The sequence below is a fragment of the Microtetraspora sp. NBRC 16547 genome (assembly GCF_030268965.1).
Classification (GTDB): Bacteria; Actinomycetota; Actinomycetes; order Streptosporangiales; family Streptosporangiaceae; genus Microtetraspora.
Map to the genome: position 1 here is coordinate 12456 of NZ_BSSE01000014.1, position 16601 is coordinate 29056.

Consider the following 16601-nt stretch of genomic DNA (forward strand, 5'->3'; position numbering starts at 1 on the left):
GCGACTCAGCGCTTGCGCACCTCGTCCAGGATCAGTTGCAGCATGGCGTGGGACGCCTTCTGGTTGCCCTCGAGGCGGTCGAGCCGGACGTCCATCGCGTCGAAGCGCTCGTCCACGGCCTTGAACCGGGCGTCGACCTCCTGGAATCGCTGGTCGATCGCCTCGAACTGGGCGTCGACCGCGTCGAACCGCTTGTCGATGGCGTCGAACCGGGCGTCGACCTCCTGGAATCGTTGGTCGATCGCCTCGAACCGGGTATCGATCGCGTCGAAGCGCTCGTCCACGGCCTTGAACCGGGCGTCGACCTCCTGGAATCGCTGGTCGATCGCCTCGAACTGGGCGTCGACCGCGTCGAACCGCTTGTCGATGCCCTCGAACTGGGCGTCGACCTCCTGGAATCGCTGATCGATCGCCTCGAACCGGGTATCGACCGCGTCGAACCGCTTGTCGATGGCTTCGAAGTGACGCACGGTCTCCCGGTGGAAGTCCGACACCTCACGCCAGACGCCGGTGATCGCGAGGTTTGCGGCGTCCGCCGTGTATTGCGAGCGCATGACCGCGTCCTCCAGGTCGGTCACCCGCTGTTCCAAACTCTTCATGAGTCGTCTCCGTAGGGGGATGGGGATGGGAGATGTCCTCCCGGCTGGAGCACCATATCGCGCACGCTGAGTGACCGCCAAAACGCGAAGCGTTACCGCCAGCCGCCCCCATCCACGCCGCCCGGGACCGGCGCCGAGGCGTCGTACGGCTCCCGCGTGAAGATGAACGTGTTGAGGTCGAGGTGGACGCCCTCCGGCGACCGGACGACCCGCAGAGTCTCGCCCGCGTAGTATCCGTCGAGGCCAAGCCACGTGCCGTCCGGCTGGGCGACGAACCGCGAGGCTCGGCCCTGCCCGCTGGCCGGGGTGAGGGAGACGCCCCGCTCGGGCAGCAGCCGCAGAATGTAGGCGCTCGGCCCCCAGTACCAAGGGCCGGTGAGCGCGAGCAGGTCGTCGTCCGCGGAACCGGGCACCCACTCGGCGGGCAACGGCGGCTCGTGCGCGGCCAGGATCTCCAGCAGGTCCTTGGGGAGCGACGCCTGCACACCGGAGGTGGTGTTGGCCATGAACAGGACACCCAGATCGTCGGCCGGGTCGGCCCATACGGTGGCCAGGAAGCCGGGCATCGATCCGGTGTGCCCGGCCAGGCGGCGGCCGTTGTGCCGGGTGAGCTGGAGGCCGAGGCCGTACCCCCCGATCCAGGCGTCTCCATCGTCCACCGTCGCGGGCTCGCGCATCTCGGCGAGGGTCTTCGGACGCAGCACGCCGGCCGTGTGACCGCTGACGAAGGCCGCCCAGCGGGCGAGATCGGCAGGGGTGGACCAGAACTGCCCCGCCGCGGCCATGGCGCCGTGGTCGTGCTCGGGCTCGGGCAGCAGCACATCGGCCCAGGGGTGCACCGCGAACCCCGAGGCGTGCGGCGCGCGCGGTCGGGGGGTGGTGTCCAGCATGCCCAGCGGCTGGAGGATCTCCTCGCTCACGGCCTGCGCCCAGGGCATGGAGCGCTTGCGGGCGACCAGCTCGCCGAGCAGACCGAAGCCGAGGTTGGAGTAGTGGTAACGGCGGCCGGGCCGGTGCCGGGAGATGTCCGGTCCGAGGCTCGCGATCATCTCGTCGGCCGGAGCTCCGGGAGTGCGCTCCCACCACGCCCCGGGCGGCTCGGCGGTCAGCCCGGCGGTGTGGGAGAGCAGTTGCGCGATCGTCACTTCGTCGGCGGGCGTGCCGGGCATGTGCTTGCCGAGCGGGTCGAGCAGGTCGAGCAGCCCCTCGTCGCGCAGCCGCATGACGGCGACCGCCACCATGCTCTTGGTGATGGAGCCGATGCGGTACTGCGTGGCCGGGGTCGGCGGCTCCCCGTCGACTTTTCCTCGGAAGCCGAACCAAGCGACCTGGCCTCCTCGGACCAGCGCGGCGGCCAGTGACGGCACTCGTGACTCCGCCTGCTCGATCGCCAACCTGTGCAGCAGCGCGCGAGCCGTACGTTCCTCGACCTTCGACATGGGACCAAGGCTAGCGGCGAGATCCGACAGACCCGGGCGGCATCGGCGGAACTCGCACCTCGGACCGGGGTTCTCACCTGCACCGTCGCCGTTCGGCCCGCGTTCGCTGTCCTCCGTCTCGCCGTCCTCGGCGGATCAGCCGGGGGGCCGGGTCGGCGAGCGCGTGGAGTACGGACTGCATCGTCGTCTCCTGGGGATGCACGTGGGTGAAGGAGCGGGCTCTCACCATTGTTCGATGGGCATCGGACGTCCGCGAAATGTTCCACCTTGATCGAACACCCTAGGAGGAGCGGATGAACGCGAAGCGGACCCGGCTCGGCCGGGTGGGTGTATGGCACGCGGCTCTCGGCCGCATTTCGGCGTACTCCGCCAGAGAGGCCGTCGCCGAGATCGAGGAGCTCGGCTTCGGCACACTGTGGTTCGGCGAAGGGTCGGCGACCAAGGAGGCGCTCACCAACGCGGCCATCCTGCTCTGCGCCAGCCGGAAGATCACCGTTGGCACCGGGATCGCGAACATCTGGGCCCGCGACGCCACGGCGATGGCCTCCGGCTCCGCCACGCTGGCCGAGGCGTTCCCCGGCCGGTTCGTGCTCGGCATCGGAGTGAGCCACGCCCCGCTCGTCCAGGCGCGCGGCCACGATTACCGGCGGCCGGTGGCCGCGATGACCGTGTACCTCAAGGCGATGGACCAGGCGGGATACGACGCGCCGACCCCGACGCATCCGGCGCCCCGCCTGCTCGCCGCGCTCCGCCCCAGGATGCTGGAGCTGGCCCGAGACCGTGCCGACGGCGCGCATCCGTACTTCGTGCCGGTCGAGCACACGGAGCGGGCGCGCGGCCTGCTCGGGGCTGGGCGGATCCTGGCACCCGAACAGGCCGTCGTGCTCGAACGCGATCCCGACACGGCCCGGGCGCACGCGCGCGAGCACATGGAGCCCTACCTGGCCCTGCCGAACTACGCGAACAACCTGCGCACCCTCGGCTTCGACGACGGCGACCTCGCGGGAGGCGGCAGCGACCGGCTCGTGGACGCGATCGTAGCCTGGGGCGACGTGGACGCGATCCGGGACCGTGTGAAGGCGCACCTGGAGGCGGGGGCGGATCACGTCGCGATCCAGCCGCTCGCGCCCGGCGGCAGACTGCCCCTGGACCACCTGAGGGAGCTCGCGCCCGCCCTCCTCTCCCTCTAAAACCGCAGGCCGGCGGGCAGGGGATCCCGGCCTCTCGTTCCGGCTCGGGCCGCTCCGTCGGCTCGACCCGCCCCTCGACTGAGGGAGAATGCCACCCATGACCAACCCTCCCGGCAAGCCTCCGGGCGCGGTGCTGGAAGCCGTCCTTGAACGCGTCACGTACGCCAACGAGGAGACCGGCTACACCATCGCCCGGGTGGCCACCGAGCGTTCGGGAAACGAGCTGCTCACCGTGGTGGGGCCGCTGCTCGGCGCGCAGGTGGGCGAGTCGCTGCGACTCACCGGCAGGTGGACCTCCCACCCTCGGTACGGCAAGCAGTTCGAGGTGTGGTCGTACACCACCGTGCTGCCCGCGACCGTTCAGGGCATCCAGCGCTACCTGGGCTCCGGCCTGATCAAGGGGATCGGCCCCAAGATGGCCGAGCGGATCGTGGACCACTTCGGCACTGACACCCTGCGGGTGATCGAGGAGGAGCCCGGCCGGCTGGTCGAGGTGCCGGGCCTGGGACCCAAGCGCACCAAGATGATCGGCGCCGCCTGGGAGGAACAGAAGATCATCAAAGAGGTGATGATCTTCTTGCAGGGAGTCGGGGTCTCCACGTCGATCGCGGTCCGCATCTTCAAGCAGTACGGCGACGGCTCGATCGAGGTGGTGCGCAAGGAGCCCTACCGCCTCGCCGACGACGTGTGGGGGATCGGCTTCAAGACGGCTGACACGATCGCGCAGGCCGTGGGCATCCCACACGACAGCCCGGAGCGGGTGAAGGCCGGCCTCCGCTACACCCTCTCCCAGGGCGCCGACGACGGCCACTGCTACCTGCCCGCGCCCAATCTGATCTCCGACGCGGTGAAGATCCTCGACGTTCCCGCCGAGCTGGTCACCGCCTGTCTGGAGGAGCTGACCGCCGACGACTCCCGTGAGGCGAGCGTCGTCCGCGAGGAGATCCCGGCGGCGGAGGGCACCGTTCCGGCGATCTACCTGGTGCCGTTCCAGCGCGCGGAGGTGTCCCTCGCCGGGACGCTGCGTGGCCTGCTCACCACCTCGGCAAACCGGCTGCGCGCTTTCGAGGACGTGGACTGGCCGGTGGCGCTCGACTGGCTGGGCGGCAAGACCGGCGCCGAGCTGGCCCCCGAGCAGGCCCAGGCCGTACGGCTGGCCCTGACCGAACGGGTGGCCGTGCTGACCGGGGGACCGGGCTGTGGCAAGAGCTTCACCGTGCGCTCGATCGTCACCCTCGCCCGGGCGAAGCGGGCCAAGGTCATCCTGGCCGCGCCGACGGGACGTGCGGCGAAGCGGCTGGCGGAGCTGACCGGTCACGAGGCGACCACCGTGCACCGGCTGCTGCAGCTGCGGCCGGGCGGCGACGCCACCTTCGACCGGGACAACCCGCTCGACGCCGACCTGGTGGTGGTCGACGAGGCGTCGATGCTCGACCTGCTGCTCGCCAACAAGCTCGTGAAGGCCGTCGCGCCCGGCGCGCATCTGCTGTTCGTCGGCGACGTCGACCAGCTGCCGTCCGTCGGCGCGGGCGAGGTGTTGCGCGATCTGCTCGCCGCACCGGATATACCGAGGGTCCGTCTGACACAGATCTTCCGCCAGGCGCAGCAGTCGGGTGTCGTGGTCAATGCGCACCGGGTGAATACCGGACAATCGCCTCTCGTCCGCGAATTCCCTGACTTCTTTCTTTTCCCGTGCGAAGAACCGGAAGAAATCGCGGCGCTGACCGTGGATGTCGTGGCGCGCCGCATTCCCGCCAAGTTCGGGCTCAACCCGCGCCGGGATGTGCAGGTGCTCGCGCCCATGCACCGGGGCGCGGCCGGAGCGGGCGCGCTGAACATCGCGCTGCAGGAGGCGCTCACCCCCGCCCGCGAGGGCATGCCCGAGCGCCGGTACGGCGGGCGCGTGTTCCGGGTGGGCGACAAGGTCACCCAGCTCCGCAACAACTACGACAAGGGCGCCGCCGGGGTGTTCAACGGCACCGTGGGCGTCGTCACCGACATCACGCCGGAGGAGAGCAAGCTCACCGTCCTGACCGACGAGGACGAGAGCGTCGACTACTCCTTCGACGAGCTGGACGAGCTGGCCCACGCGTACGCGGTGAGCATCCACCGCTCGCAGGGCAGCGAGTATCCCGCCGTGGTGGTCCCCCTCGCCACCAGCGCGTGGATGATGCTGCAGCGCAACCTGCTCTACACCGCGATCACCAGGGCCAAGAAGCTCGTGGTCATCGTGGGGTCCCGCCGCGCCCTCGGCCAGGCCGTACGGACCAAGGGGGCGGGCAGGCGGCACACCGGGTTGACCCACCGCCTGCTGTGAGCACGCCCGTTCTCGTTTGACCCGGCGACGGACGCCGTGGGAGCGATGGCGGGCTGGCGGCGAGGTGACCATGCCAAGCCTCGGCAGCCCCGACAGATCAGTTAGACGGGGTTGTCCGGCTGGTCCGGCGGCAGCTTCAGCGCGGCGACGTCGATGTCCAGCAACCGCGAGAACGCCTCACCGCCGGCCGGGCCGACCCCCAGCGCGCGCCCCGACCCGATGCGGGCCACCCAGCCCTGCTCCAGCGCGTGTCGGCAGAGGGCGGCCCCGGCTGACCCGGCCAGGTGGGGGCGGCGCTCGGTCCAGTCGAGGCACGGCCGGGCGAGCGGCCGCCGGCCTGTCGTCGCGGGCAGCTCACCCAGCACGTCACCCAGCCAGGCCACCCCTGCCTCGGTGAAAGCGAACCCTGCCTCCCGTTCGAGCAGGCCCCTGCCGGTCAACGCGTCGGCGATCGCGACTCCGAGGCGCCCGGCCAGGTGGTCGTAACACGTGCGGGCGAACGCGAGTGCGCGGCGCGAGCCGGCCACCCGCAGGGTTGCCGGCGGCGCGGCGGCGGGAGGATCGTGGGCCGCCATGTCCTCGATCAGCTGCGCCACCGCGGGGCCGGCGAGCCGTACGTAGCGGTGGCGGCCCTGGTGCTCCTCGGCCAGCACGCCTCCGGCGACCAGACGCGAGAGGTGCTCGCTCGCCGTGGAGGGCGCCACTCCCGCATGCCGGGCCAGCTCTCCGGCTGTCCAGGCGCGTCCGTCGAGGAGCGCGAGGCAGAAGGTGGCGCGGGTGCCGTCGGCGAGCAGACCGGCAAGCCGGGTCAGCGCGATCTGGGAGGCGTCGGTCATCCGTCCATCATCGGCGCCGCACATTGCGGTCGGCACCGAAGTGTCGGCGGCGTTCTGACGTTGATCATGATTTTGGCTGGCGGGCACTTTACCGCTAGTGAACTCCGTTAGGACTAATACGTGACGAAAGTGTGACCCAACTCTCCAAAAGAATCAGTACAGATGGGGTTAGTCCTAATAGAGTCTTGTATTGCACTTTGCCATCATGGGGGAGACGTTTGCGTTGACCGATAACACGCGCATGAGGTTGCCACTTGTCGGGCTCGCCGCGGCGACGGCCGTCGTGCTGTCCGCCTGCTCTGGGGGTTCGGGCGCCGGGGGGACGTCCGGAACCGCCGGGTCGGGTGACACGGGGGCGACCGCGGCCGCCGCGCCGACGATCAAGATAAGCCCGGTGGAGGGCAGCGCGAAGGTGCGCCCGGACAAGACCGTGGTCGTCACGGCGGCGAACGGCTCGCTTGAAGAGGTCACTCTGGAGTCCGACGGGAAGCAGGTCGAGGGGAAGTTCGACTCGACTCGCAGCAAGTGGGTCTCCAAGGGGCCGCTGAAGCCGTCCACCAACTACACGGTGTCGGCCAAGGCCAGCGGTGACGGCGGCCCGACCACCGCGACCAGCCAGTTCACCACGCTCAAGCCCAAGGTCGAGCTCGCCGTCGCCGACGTGACTCCGGGCATCAAGGGCGAGACCGTGGGCGTCGGCATGCCGATCATGGTGACCTTCAACCAGCCCGTGCAGGATAAGGCGGCGGTCGAGGACGTCCTCGAGGTGAAGGCCGAGAAGCCGGTCCCCGGCGCGTGGCGGTGGATCAACGACAGGCTGGCCATCTACCGGCCGGCCAAGTTCTGGCCCGCCCACCAGACCGTCACGTTCACCGCGCACCTCGACGGCGTGAAGGCCGGCACCGACACGTACGGCGTCGAGGACCACACCGCCAAGATCAAGATCGGGTCGGCCTGGGTCAGCTCCATCAACATCAAGACGCACATGATGACGGTCAAGCGTGACGGCAAGACCGTGCAGACCATGAAGATCAGTGCGGGCAACGGCACCACCCGCGAGTACACCACCACCAGTGGCATCCACCTGACCATGGAACGCGGCAATCCCGTCACGATGATCTCCCCGGGCAAGAAGGAGGGCGACCCCGGGTACTACAAGGAGATCGTCGACCACGCGGTGCGCATCTCCAGCAGTGGCGAGTACGTGCACAGCGCGCCGTGGTCGGTCGGCTCCCAGGGCCGGGCCAACGTCAGCCACGGCTGCATCAACGCCCACCCGACGCAGGCCAAGTGGTACTACGACAACTTCCACCGGGGCGACGTCGTCAAGATCGTCGGCACCGACCGCGCGCTTGAGTGGAACAACGGCTGGGGGTTCTGGCAGATGTCCTTCAGCGAGTGGAAGAAGGGCAGCGCCCTGAAGTCCCAGCCCCGGTCCGACTCCCAGTCCGACTCCCAGGGATAGTCCGGCGTTCACCTGACCCTGGGCGTCCCCTCAGCGGGGACGCCCAGGGTTCGTTCCATCGCCGCCGCGGTCGCCGCTCACATCCCCGACGAGATGGCCGCGGCGATGGTCACGAGCCTCGACGTCGCCGAAACCGGCCACTGGCTGGAGGAGCTGTCGAAGGAGCTGCCCGCCGCGCAGGCTGCTGTTGATCATACTGAGGGAGTGAGGGTGACGCAGAGGATCGCACGTGCCGCGCTGTTCGCCGTGGTCCCCATGGAGCTGGTGTTCGCGGTTCTGCTCGTGTCCGGCGTGTCGCTTCCGGGCCCCCTGATTGTGGCGGCCGAGGCGTCCGTCAGCGCGGTGCTCATCCTCGAGACGGCGGTCGCGTACCGGCTGTACAGAGCCGAGCGCCGGGGCGGCGCCAACCGACGGGCGGCGTCGCGGGCCACCTATGAACGGATGGTCCCCGAACAGGTGCGACGGATCATGGGGTTCGACCTGAAGGGCATGATCAGCCTCGCCCTGTGGGTGGCTCGGCGCCGCCACGGCGTGCCGCACGGCGCCACCGCCGTCTCGTACTCCCGCGCGCAGACCTCCACGATGATGCTTCTCCTGTTCGCGATGGTCTTGGAGCTGGTTGTCGTGGATGTCCTGCTGCGAGCGTTCGGCGCGCCGTCGGGCCTGCGCGTCGTGTTCCTGGCGGTCGACGGCTATACGGTCCTGATCGTGCTGGCGGCCATCGCGGCCTGCGTCACCCGGCCCCACGTCGTCTCGGCCGACGAGGTGCGCATCCGCTACGGCGCCTTCTTCGATCTGCGCGTCCCGCGCGAGCGGATCGCCGAGGCAAACCACGTCCGCAACTTCAATGAGAACGGCATGGTCATGGTGGAGGACGACCGGCTGGCGGTGGCGGTGGCCTCCCAGACCAACCTGGTCCTCCGGCTGACCGAACCGGTCATCGCCGTGCGTCCCCTCGGCCGCCGGGTCGAAGCGCGCACGATCCGCTTCTTCGCCGACGATCCAGGAGCCGCCATCAGCGCGCTGCGATCCCACCGAGAACACGTGTCCGAATCGTGAGGCCGCCACTGCCGGCACCTACATCCAACGGTGATGACCGGTCCAGGGCCTCGCTTGTCACGTGAAAGGGCATCCGTCTGCCTGCGGCTGCGCTCGGTCCCCGGCCCTGTTCAGCCCTCAGCGGGGACGTCCAGGGCCGTGCCGTACAGGCGGGACACTCGGATCCTGATGACCACGCGCCGGTCGGCGACCATCTGTTCGAGGAAGGCCGCCTCGTCTGCTGGATCATCGAAACCGGGTGTCAGGGCCAGCAGCTCCCGCCCGGTCGCGTCACCCGGAACGGTGGTCACCTCAGATATCTCCGCCTCGCCCTCGGCGACGGTGAACGACCAGACATTCGGGCCGTTCACGTGCAGGGCCGCATGCGGATCGCGCCGCAACTGACGCACCTTGAGGCGGTCGGCCGTGGACGAGATCCGCACGACGTGCTCCTCGGGGTTCCAGTGGTAGACAACGGTGGACAGATGCGGGTGGCCGGTGCTCCTGACGCTCGCCAGCACTCCGAACCGCTGCTCGCGCAACAGCCGGGAGAGCTCCTCCGGCGTGAGGACCCTGGGCGCGGGTCCGGCGCCCGGCTTGTGCTCTTCGGCGTTGGCCATGGGCTTGTTCTCGATTGTGTTCATGGCGGGTCCTTCCGGTGGTCGGTGTGGCGGACGTCAGGCGGACGTGGTGTGGGCGGCAGGAGCGGGCTCCTCCGGTGCCGCGTCGGGCCGCCGCTCGGGCCGGCGCAGTACGGCGAAGGCCACGAGGAAGGCCGCGACGAGCAGTCCGGCGCCGACCGTGAAAGCCAGGTGGTAGCCACCGGTCAGCGCGACGGCCTGGCTCATCCCGCCCGCGAGCAGCCCCTCGGTGCGGGAGGCCGCCAACGTGGACAGCACCGCGACGCCCACGGCCATGCCGATCTGCTGGGTGGTGTTGAACAGTCCGGAGGCGAGTCCGGCGTCGTCGTCCGCCGCGCCGGACATGGCGAGCGCGGTGAGGGCCGGGAGGGCGAGTCCGAAGCCGGCGGCGAGGAGCATCACCGGGAGTAGGTCGGTCACGTAGTTCGCGTGCACGGGGACGCGGGCGAGCAGCCCGAGGACGCCGACCAGCAGGACCAGCCCCGTCAGCAGGACGTTGCGCTCACCGAAGCGGGCGTTCAGCCGGGCGGAGACGCCCAGCGAAACCGCACCGATGACCACCGCCGCCGGAAGCATGGCCAGACCGGTCGCGGCGGCGCCGTATCCGAGCACGTTCTGCAGGTAGAGCGCGACGAGGATCTGGAACGAGAACAGCGCGGCGACCATCAGGACCTGGACCAGGTTGGCCCCGGAGACGCTGCGCGATCGGAAGATCCGCAGTGGCATGAGCGGGGACGTCGCGGTGGCCTGGCGGACGACGAACGCGACGAGCAGTGCGGCGGCGAGTGCGCCGGAGCCGAGCGTGTATCCGGAGGTCCAGCCGTGCTCCTCGACCTTGACGACGGTGGAGATGCCCAGCATCAGCCCAGCGATGATCAGAAAGGCGCCGAGGACGTCGGCGCCGGCCGCAAGGCCGAGTCCGCGATCGGCGGGGAGCACGGACACGCTGATCGCGAGCGACGCCAGCCCGATCGGCAGGTTGATGAAGAAGATCCAGTGCCAGTCGAGGGCGTCGGTGAGGACGCCGCCGAGCACCTGGCCGATCGAGGCCCCGGCGGCGCCGGTGAAGCTGAACACGGCGATCGCCCTGGCCCGCTCTCCGGGCTCGGTGAACAGCGTCACGAGGATGCCCAGGCCGACGGCGGAGGCCATCGCGCTGCCGACTCCTTGCAGGAACCGGGCGACGATCAGCACGGACGGCGCGGTGGCCGCCCCGGCGAGCAGGGAGGCCGCGGTGAACACCACGGTTCCGGCGAGGAACATGCGCTTGCGGCCGATCAGGTCGCCGAGCCGTCCGGCCAGCAGGAGCAGGCTGCCGAACGCGATCAGGTACGCGTTGACGACCCAGCTGAGGCCGGCGGGGGAGAAGCCGAGATCACTCTGGATGGCCGGCATCGCCACAGTGACGATGCTGCCGTCAAGGATGATCATCAGCATCCCCGTGGCGATCACGCCGAGGGCGAGCCGTCGTGTTCGAGGCGCGGATGGAGCCGAAGAGGTGGTGGACATGGGAGGTCTCTCCTGTCAGATGAAATGACAGAAGAAACCGTAGCAGATAGTTTTGTTGCAGACTATCTCTCTCGGTTCTACTTTCCGCGCTGGCGGGCCCGCCGCACCTGCTGGGGGCTCTCGACGGGGGTGGCCAGATGTCCGGCGGCGAGGCGGTTCAGCGCGCGCACGAGGGCGTCCCGCTCGTCCGCGGGAAGCGCCGCCAGCGCCTCCTCGTGCACGCGGTCGACGATCTCCTGGCTCCGGCGTGCGACCCGCGCGCCCTCCTCGGTGACCGCGATGATCCGGGCCCGCCGGTCCTTGCTGGATGGCCGGCGCTCGGCGAGGCCGGCCTCCTCCAGGGCGTCGACCGTCACGACCATCGTGGTCTTGTCCATGTCGCCGATCTCGGCGAGCTGGATCTGGGTGCGCTCCTCCTCCAGGGCATGGACCAGCACGCAGTGCATGCGGGCCGTGAGCCCGATCTCGGCGAGCGCCGCCGACATCCGGGTCCGCAGGACATGACTCGTGTGGTCGAGCAGGAAGGACAGATCCGGTGCGGTGCGGATGGGAGCCATGGCGGTCATGCCCATCAGCATAACGATTCGGTCCGAGGCGGATTATCCGCTACAACCTGGGAGCGAGGTATTCCGTTGCTGCGTCCAGGAGCCATTCCGCCAGATATGCGGCGAAGGACGAACGGACCAGCACGAGCAGGCCGTCCTGCCTGGGCAGCAGTACGACCTGGGCCCGCGCCAGCATGGTCTGCGCGCACCTGCCGAGCCCAAACACGGTGGGGTGCAGGTCCAGCGCGCAGCCGTGGGCCAGTAGATCGCGCGCCCGTGGGCCCGCCACCAGCAGGGTGGTGCGCTGGGCCGACACGTCCACGACCGACCCGTGCCGTTCGCCGAGGGCCTTGCGCAGCAGGTCGAAGCGGTACCCCTCGGGCCCGATCACCAGCCACTCGTCGGGGCCGAGCCAGGCCACCGTGACGTCGCCGGAGATCACCGTGGTTCCCGGCGCGACGGGCAGCGGCATCCCCAGCGCGGCCCCGATGTCCTTCGCTGCGGGGCTCGCCGGGTCCACGCGGATGTCGACCTGGGTGAGGAAGGGCAGCTCCGCCAGACGCAGTGCGCCGCCCTTGGAGGCGGCATCGAACCGGTCGGCGAAGGCCGCGGCCGGACTCCTGCATTCAGCCATCACGGCGCGTTCCTTCCGGGTCGTACAGGACGTGAGAGGTGACGGTGACGGGTACCAGCGCGTCGCCGACGGGCGCGTACAGCCGCTCACCCAGACGACTCTGCCCGCCGCTGACCAGCGCCAGCGCGAACGTGCGGCCCAGTGCGGCGCTGCGGTAGCTGGAGGTCACATGGCCGAGCGTGGGCACGGTGCGCGGCGGCGCGCCGCCGCGCACCGTGCCCACTGTGGCCGGTACATCCGTGCTCACCAGCTGCGTGCCCTCGGGCAGCAGGAAGTCAGGATCCTCCGGAAGCAGCCCGACGAGCTGCTTGCGGCCTGCTCGCACGGTGTCAGCCCGGGAGAAGGAGCGCTTGCCGATGAAGTCCGCCTTCTTCTTCGACACGACCCAGGACATTCCCAGATCCTGCGGCGTGACGGTGCCGTCGGTGTCCTGGCCGACGATCGGGTAGCCCTTCTCGGCCCGCAGCACGTGCATGGTCTCGGTCCCGTACGGGGTGACCATGCCGCTGTCCATGATGGCCGTCCACAGGCGCGAGACCTCCCAGGAGGTCACGTTGATCTCGAAGGCCAGTTCGCCGGAGAAGCTGATCCGGCAGACTCGCGCCGGGATTCCGGCGACCTCGGCCTCGCGCCAGGTCATGAACGGGAAGTCGGCCGTGGACACCGCCAATCCGGGCGCGAGCCCGGCGAGCACCTCGCGGGACCTGGGGCCGACGAGCGCGACCGTGGCCCACTGCTCCGTCACCGAGGTGCAATACACCCGAAGCGAGGGCCATTCGGTCTGCAGCCACTCTTCCATCCAGTCGAGCACGGCCGCCGCGTTGCCGGTCGTGGTGGTGAGGAGGAAGTGGTCCTCGGCGAGGCGGATGACGGTGCCGTCATCGAAGACCATCCCGTCGGGCCGGCACATCACGCCGTAGCGGATGGAGCCGACGGCCAGCGAGCTCATCAGGTTGGTGTAGAGCCGGTCCAGGAACTCGCCGGCATCCGGCCCGATGACGTCGATCTTGCCGAGGGTGGAGGCGTCCATCATCGCCACGCCCTCACGAGCCGCCCGGCACTCCCGGAGCACAGCGGTTTCCATGTCCTCCAGCCGTCCGTCCGCCAGCACACGCTGGTAATACCAGGGCCGTTTCCAGTGCCCGACATTCTCGAACAGCGCGCCGTTGGCGACGTGCCAGTCGTGCAGTGCCGTCACCCGGACCGGGTCGTGCAGCGGGCCGCGGTCGCGCCCGGCCAGCGCGGCGAAGCTCACGGGCAGGTACGGCGCGCGGAACGTGGTGATGCCCAGCTCTCCCATCCGCTCGCCGAGCGCGTGCGCCACGGCCGCCGTGGTGAGGAGACCGGACGTCTTGCCCTGGTCGTGGGCGGTCCCGGCGGTGGTGTAGCGCTTGATGTGCTCGACCGAGCGCAGCCCCGCACCGGTAGCCCGGTGGAGGTCGGCCACGGTCACGTCCCGCTGCATGTCGACGAAGTGCGCCGCGTAGTCGGACGCGGGGACCAGCCAGAACGCCTGACCGCCCGCCGTCGGCACGTCCACCGGCGGTGGCGCGGCCGCGGCGGCCTGCCCGCCGAGGGCCCGCTCGCCCGCCGCGGCGCCGTCGGCCAGGCAGCCGGAGAGCGTGTCCACGCCTCTGGCCGCTCCCGCCACCTCGACTGCCTGGCGGGAGTCGCCGGGCACGAGCGTGCCGAGCGTCTCGTCGAAGCGAAGCCTTCCGCCGGACTGGCTGAACAGATGCACGACCGGGTTCCAGCCGCCCGACACGAGCAGCAGGTCGGCGTCGAACGCGTGCTCCGCCACGGCCGGATCCGCCTCCGGCCGGTGCCGTCCGGCCTGGACCGATGCGACCTGCCCATCGCCCTGGGCGGCCGTCACGACGTGCCCGGCCAGCAGTACGATGCCGCGCTTCGCCACCTCGCGGGCCAGGGCTTCACCGGGCGAGGGCCGCACGTCGAGGATGGCCGCCACCCGCACGCCCGCGTCGGCGAGGTCGAAGGCAGCGGCGTAGGCGCTGTCGTCGGCGGTGAACACCACCGCGCGACGGCCAGGCAGCACGCCGTACCTGTTGAGGTAGGTGCGGGCGGAACCGGCCAGCATCACGCCGGGCAGGTCGTTGCCGGCAAAGGCGATCGGCCGCTCGTGCGTGCCGGTGGCCAGCACGACGTGCCGCGCCCTGATGCGCCAGATCCGCTCACGTGCCACGTGCGCGGGCGCGGCGGCGCCGAGGTGGTTGGTGCGCCGCTCGACGGCTACCAGGTAGTTGTCGTCGTAGTAGCCGAAGACGGTGGTGCGCGCCAGCACCCTGACCTCGGGCAGGGCCTTCAGGTGGGCCGCCGTCGCGGTGGCCCATTCGGCGCCGAGCAGCCCTTCCACGACGTCCGCGGGCCAAGCGCCGAGGAGGCCGCCGCCCGGTTCGGGCTGCTCGTCGGCGAGGATCACCCTCGCGCCGGTGCTCGCCGCCGCCCGCGCCGCAGCCAGCCCCGCAGGCCCCGCGCCGACCACCAGGACGTCGCAGTGTGCGTGGACGGCGTCGTAGCGGGCAGGGTCCGGCCCGGTGGCCAGCCGCCCCTGGCCGGGGAGACTGCTCGCGACCAGACCGTCGTACAACTCGACGGTGGTGGCGGGCAGCATCGGCTCGGGGAACGGCTCTTCGATCTGGACGACCGCGTTGGGCTCCTCGCTGCCCGCGGAGAAGATCCCGCGGGGGCGGCCCAGCTTGACGCTTGTGGCCACCTGGCGCACGCCGCCCGCCAGCAGCGCGGAGGCGAGCGTGTCACCGGGGTGACCGGTGTAGTCCTGGCCGTCGAACCGGAACCGCAGGGTACGGGAGCGGTCCACCCGGCCGCCGCTCTCGCGCCTCATGACGTCACCGGCCGCGGCTCGCCCACCCGGTAGACGGCGTGGATCTCGTTGGTCGCGGTGTCGCGCAGCGCGTTGAACCAGCGGCGGCAGCCGGCGGAGTGGCTCCAGCGCTCGGCGAAGGCGCCCTTGGGGTTGTCACGGAAGAACAGGTAGCGGGCCCACTCCTCATCGGAGAGCGCGGCCGGGTTCTCCGGGTAGGCGACGTGGGCCTGCCCGCCGTAGTGGAACTCGGCCTCGTCGCGAGGGCCGCACCATGGGCAAGGGATCAGCAACATCATGACGTCCTCAGTGTGCGACCGCGGCGGCGCCGTGCTCGTCGACGAGCGCCCCGGTGACGAATCGGTCAAGAGAGAAGGGGGCGTTGAGCGGGTGCGGCTCGCCGTGCGCGATCGTGTGCGCAAAGCACCAGCCCACGCCAGGGGTGGCCTTGAACCCTCCGGTGCCCCACCCGCAGTTGAGGTACAGGCCCTCGACCGGGGCGAGCCCGACGATCGGCGAGGCGTCCGGCGAGACATCCACCACGCCACCCCAGGTCCTCAGCACGTGCGCCCGGGCGAAGACCGGGAACAGCTCAAGCGCCGCGGCCATCTGCCGCTCGATGATGTGGAAGGCGCCCCGCTGGCGGTAGGAGTTGGCCGCGTCGATGCCCGCCCCCATGACCAGCTCTCCCTTGTGGGCCTGGCTGACGTACACGTGGACCGCGTTGGACATGACGACCGTCGGGTGAACGGGCTCCAGCAGTTCGGAGACCAGGGCCTGCAGCGGGTGGCTCTGCAGCGGCAGGCCGATGCCGGCGGTGGCGGCCACGACCGAGGTGTGCCCGGCCGCGCACAGTGCCACCCGGCCCGCCGCGATCGTGCCGCGGGGGGTGTCGACGCCGGTGACCCGACCGCCGGTCACTCGCAGACCGGTGACCTCGCAGTGCTCGATGAACTCGACGCCGAGCGCCGCCGCGGCCCGGGCGAACCCCCATGCGACGTGGTCGTGCTTGGCGATGCCCGCGCGCGGCTGGAAGGTCGCGCCCAGCACCGGGTAACGCACGTCGGGGGAGATGTCGACGATCGGGCAGACCTCTTTGACCTGCTTGGGGTCCAGCCACTCGGCGTCAACGCCGTTGAGTTTGTTCGCCTCCACCCGCCGCTTGCTGTCGCGGACGTCCTGCAGGCTGTGCGCGAGGTTGAGCACGCCGCGCTGGCTGAACAGGAGCGGGTAGTCGAGCTCCTCCTCCAGGTCTTCCCAGAGTTTCAGCGCGTGCTCGTAGATACCCGCGCTCTCGTCCCACAGGTAGTTGGATCGGATGATGGTGGTGTTGCGGGCCATGTTGCCGCCGGCCAGCCAGCCGCGCTCCAGCACGGCTACGTTGGTGATGCCGTGGTTCTTCGCCAGGTAGTAGGCCGTGGCCAGGCCGTGGCCGCCGGCGCCGACGATCACCACGTCATAGGAGGCCTTCGGTTCGGCGGCGCTCCACAGCCGGTCGGGGTGCTCCGGAAGGTCGGCGCCGGGAGTGCGTGGGGTCATCGGGCCT

At 70.4% G+C, this 16601-nt stretch carries 14 protein-coding genes; 4 read left to right on the forward strand and 10 right to left on the reverse strand.

Translation table 11 applies throughout. The annotated features are described in order from the left end of the window. Window positions 1-5: 5 nt before the first annotated feature. A complete protein-coding gene (locus tag QSK17_RS19605) occupies window positions 6-599 on the reverse strand; it encodes a hypothetical protein (protein WP_285706355.1) in 594 nt (197 codons plus the stop codon). A gap of 92 nt (window positions 600-691) precedes the next feature. Then, complete coding sequence (locus QSK17_RS19610) at window positions 692-2038, reverse strand: serine hydrolase domain-containing protein (RefSeq protein WP_285706356.1); 1347 nt, start codon at window positions 2036-2038, stop codon at window positions 692-694. Between the two features lie 293 nt (window positions 2039-2331). Between QSK17_RS19610 and QSK17_RS19615 the strand changes: the two genes are divergently transcribed. Next, entirely contained in the window at window positions 2332-3228 is an 897-nt protein-coding gene (locus QSK17_RS19615; RefSeq protein WP_285706357.1) for an LLM class F420-dependent oxidoreductase, read from the forward strand. Window positions 3229-3316: 88 nt separating this feature from the next. After that, the gene (recD2, locus tag QSK17_RS19620) at window positions 3317-5545 is read left to right on the forward strand and encodes an SF1B family DNA helicase RecD2 (RefSeq protein WP_502889246.1); all 2229 of its coding nucleotides are present in this window, start codon (window positions 3317-3319) and stop codon (window positions 5543-5545) included. Window positions 5546-5646: 101 nt separating this feature from the next. On the opposite strand, the gene QSK17_RS19625 is transcribed toward recD2, so the two are convergent. Continuing rightward, entirely contained in the window at window positions 5647-6381 is a 735-nt protein-coding gene (locus QSK17_RS19625; protein WP_285706359.1) for an ArsR/SmtB family transcription factor, read from the reverse strand. Window positions 6382-6622: 241 nt separating this feature from the next. Here QSK17_RS19625 and QSK17_RS19630 point away from each other — a divergent pair, with 241 nt between their 5' ends. Together QSK17_RS19630 and QSK17_RS19635 are read left to right on the forward strand one after the other, a co-directional pair. After that, on the forward strand, window positions 6623-7846 hold the full coding sequence (locus QSK17_RS19630) for a L,D-transpeptidase (RefSeq protein ID WP_285706360.1): 1224 nt from the start codon (window positions 6623-6625) through the stop codon (window positions 7844-7846). Between the two features lie 93 nt (window positions 7847-7939). After that, the gene (locus QSK17_RS19635) at window positions 7940-8905 is read left to right on the forward strand and encodes a hypothetical protein (protein WP_285706362.1); all 966 of its coding nucleotides are present in this window, start codon (window positions 7940-7942) and stop codon (window positions 8903-8905) included. A gap of 110 nt (window positions 8906-9015) precedes the next feature. Here QSK17_RS19635 and QSK17_RS19640 read toward each other — a convergent pair whose 3' ends face one another. From QSK17_RS19640 to QSK17_RS19670, 7 genes are all read right to left on the reverse strand, one after another. Continuing rightward, window positions 9016-9528 (reverse strand): TIGR03618 family F420-dependent PPOX class oxidoreductase, encoded by a 513-nt coding sequence (locus tag QSK17_RS19640; protein WP_285706363.1) that lies wholly within the window; start codon window positions 9526-9528, stop codon window positions 9016-9018. A gap of 33 nt (window positions 9529-9561) precedes the next feature. Beyond that, window positions 9562-11034 (reverse strand): MFS transporter, encoded by a 1473-nt coding sequence (locus QSK17_RS19645; protein ID WP_285706364.1) that lies wholly within the window; start codon window positions 11032-11034, stop codon window positions 9562-9564. 77 nt (window positions 11035-11111) lie between these two features. Then, window positions 11112-11600, reverse strand: a complete 489-nt coding sequence (locus tag QSK17_RS19650; RefSeq protein ID WP_285706365.1) for a MarR family winged helix-turn-helix transcriptional regulator — start codon at window positions 11598-11600, stop codon at window positions 11112-11114. Between the two features lie 40 nt (window positions 11601-11640). Beyond that, window positions 11641-12213 carry a sarcosine oxidase subunit gamma gene (locus tag QSK17_RS19655; protein ID WP_285706366.1) on the reverse strand — a complete coding sequence of 191 codons (573 nt, stop codon included), beginning with the start codon at window positions 12211-12213 and terminating at the stop codon, window positions 11641-11643. Continuing rightward, complete coding sequence (locus tag QSK17_RS19660; RefSeq protein ID WP_285706368.1) at window positions 12206-15076, reverse strand: 2Fe-2S iron-sulfur cluster-binding protein; 2871 nt, start codon at window positions 15074-15076, stop codon at window positions 12206-12208. Before QSK17_RS19660 ends, QSK17_RS19655 begins: the two co-directional genes overlap by 8 nt. Next, window positions 15073-15351, reverse strand: a complete 279-nt coding sequence (locus tag QSK17_RS19665) for a sarcosine oxidase subunit delta (protein ID WP_285706369.1) — start codon at window positions 15349-15351, stop codon at window positions 15073-15075. The genes QSK17_RS19660 and QSK17_RS19665 overlap by 4 nt, the downstream gene beginning before the upstream one ends. Before the next feature lie 10 nt (window positions 15352-15361). Then, window positions 15362-16594, reverse strand: a complete 1233-nt coding sequence (locus QSK17_RS19670; protein ID WP_285706370.1) for a sarcosine oxidase subunit beta family protein — start codon at window positions 16592-16594, stop codon at window positions 15362-15364. Window positions 16595-16601 lie beyond the last annotated feature (7 nt).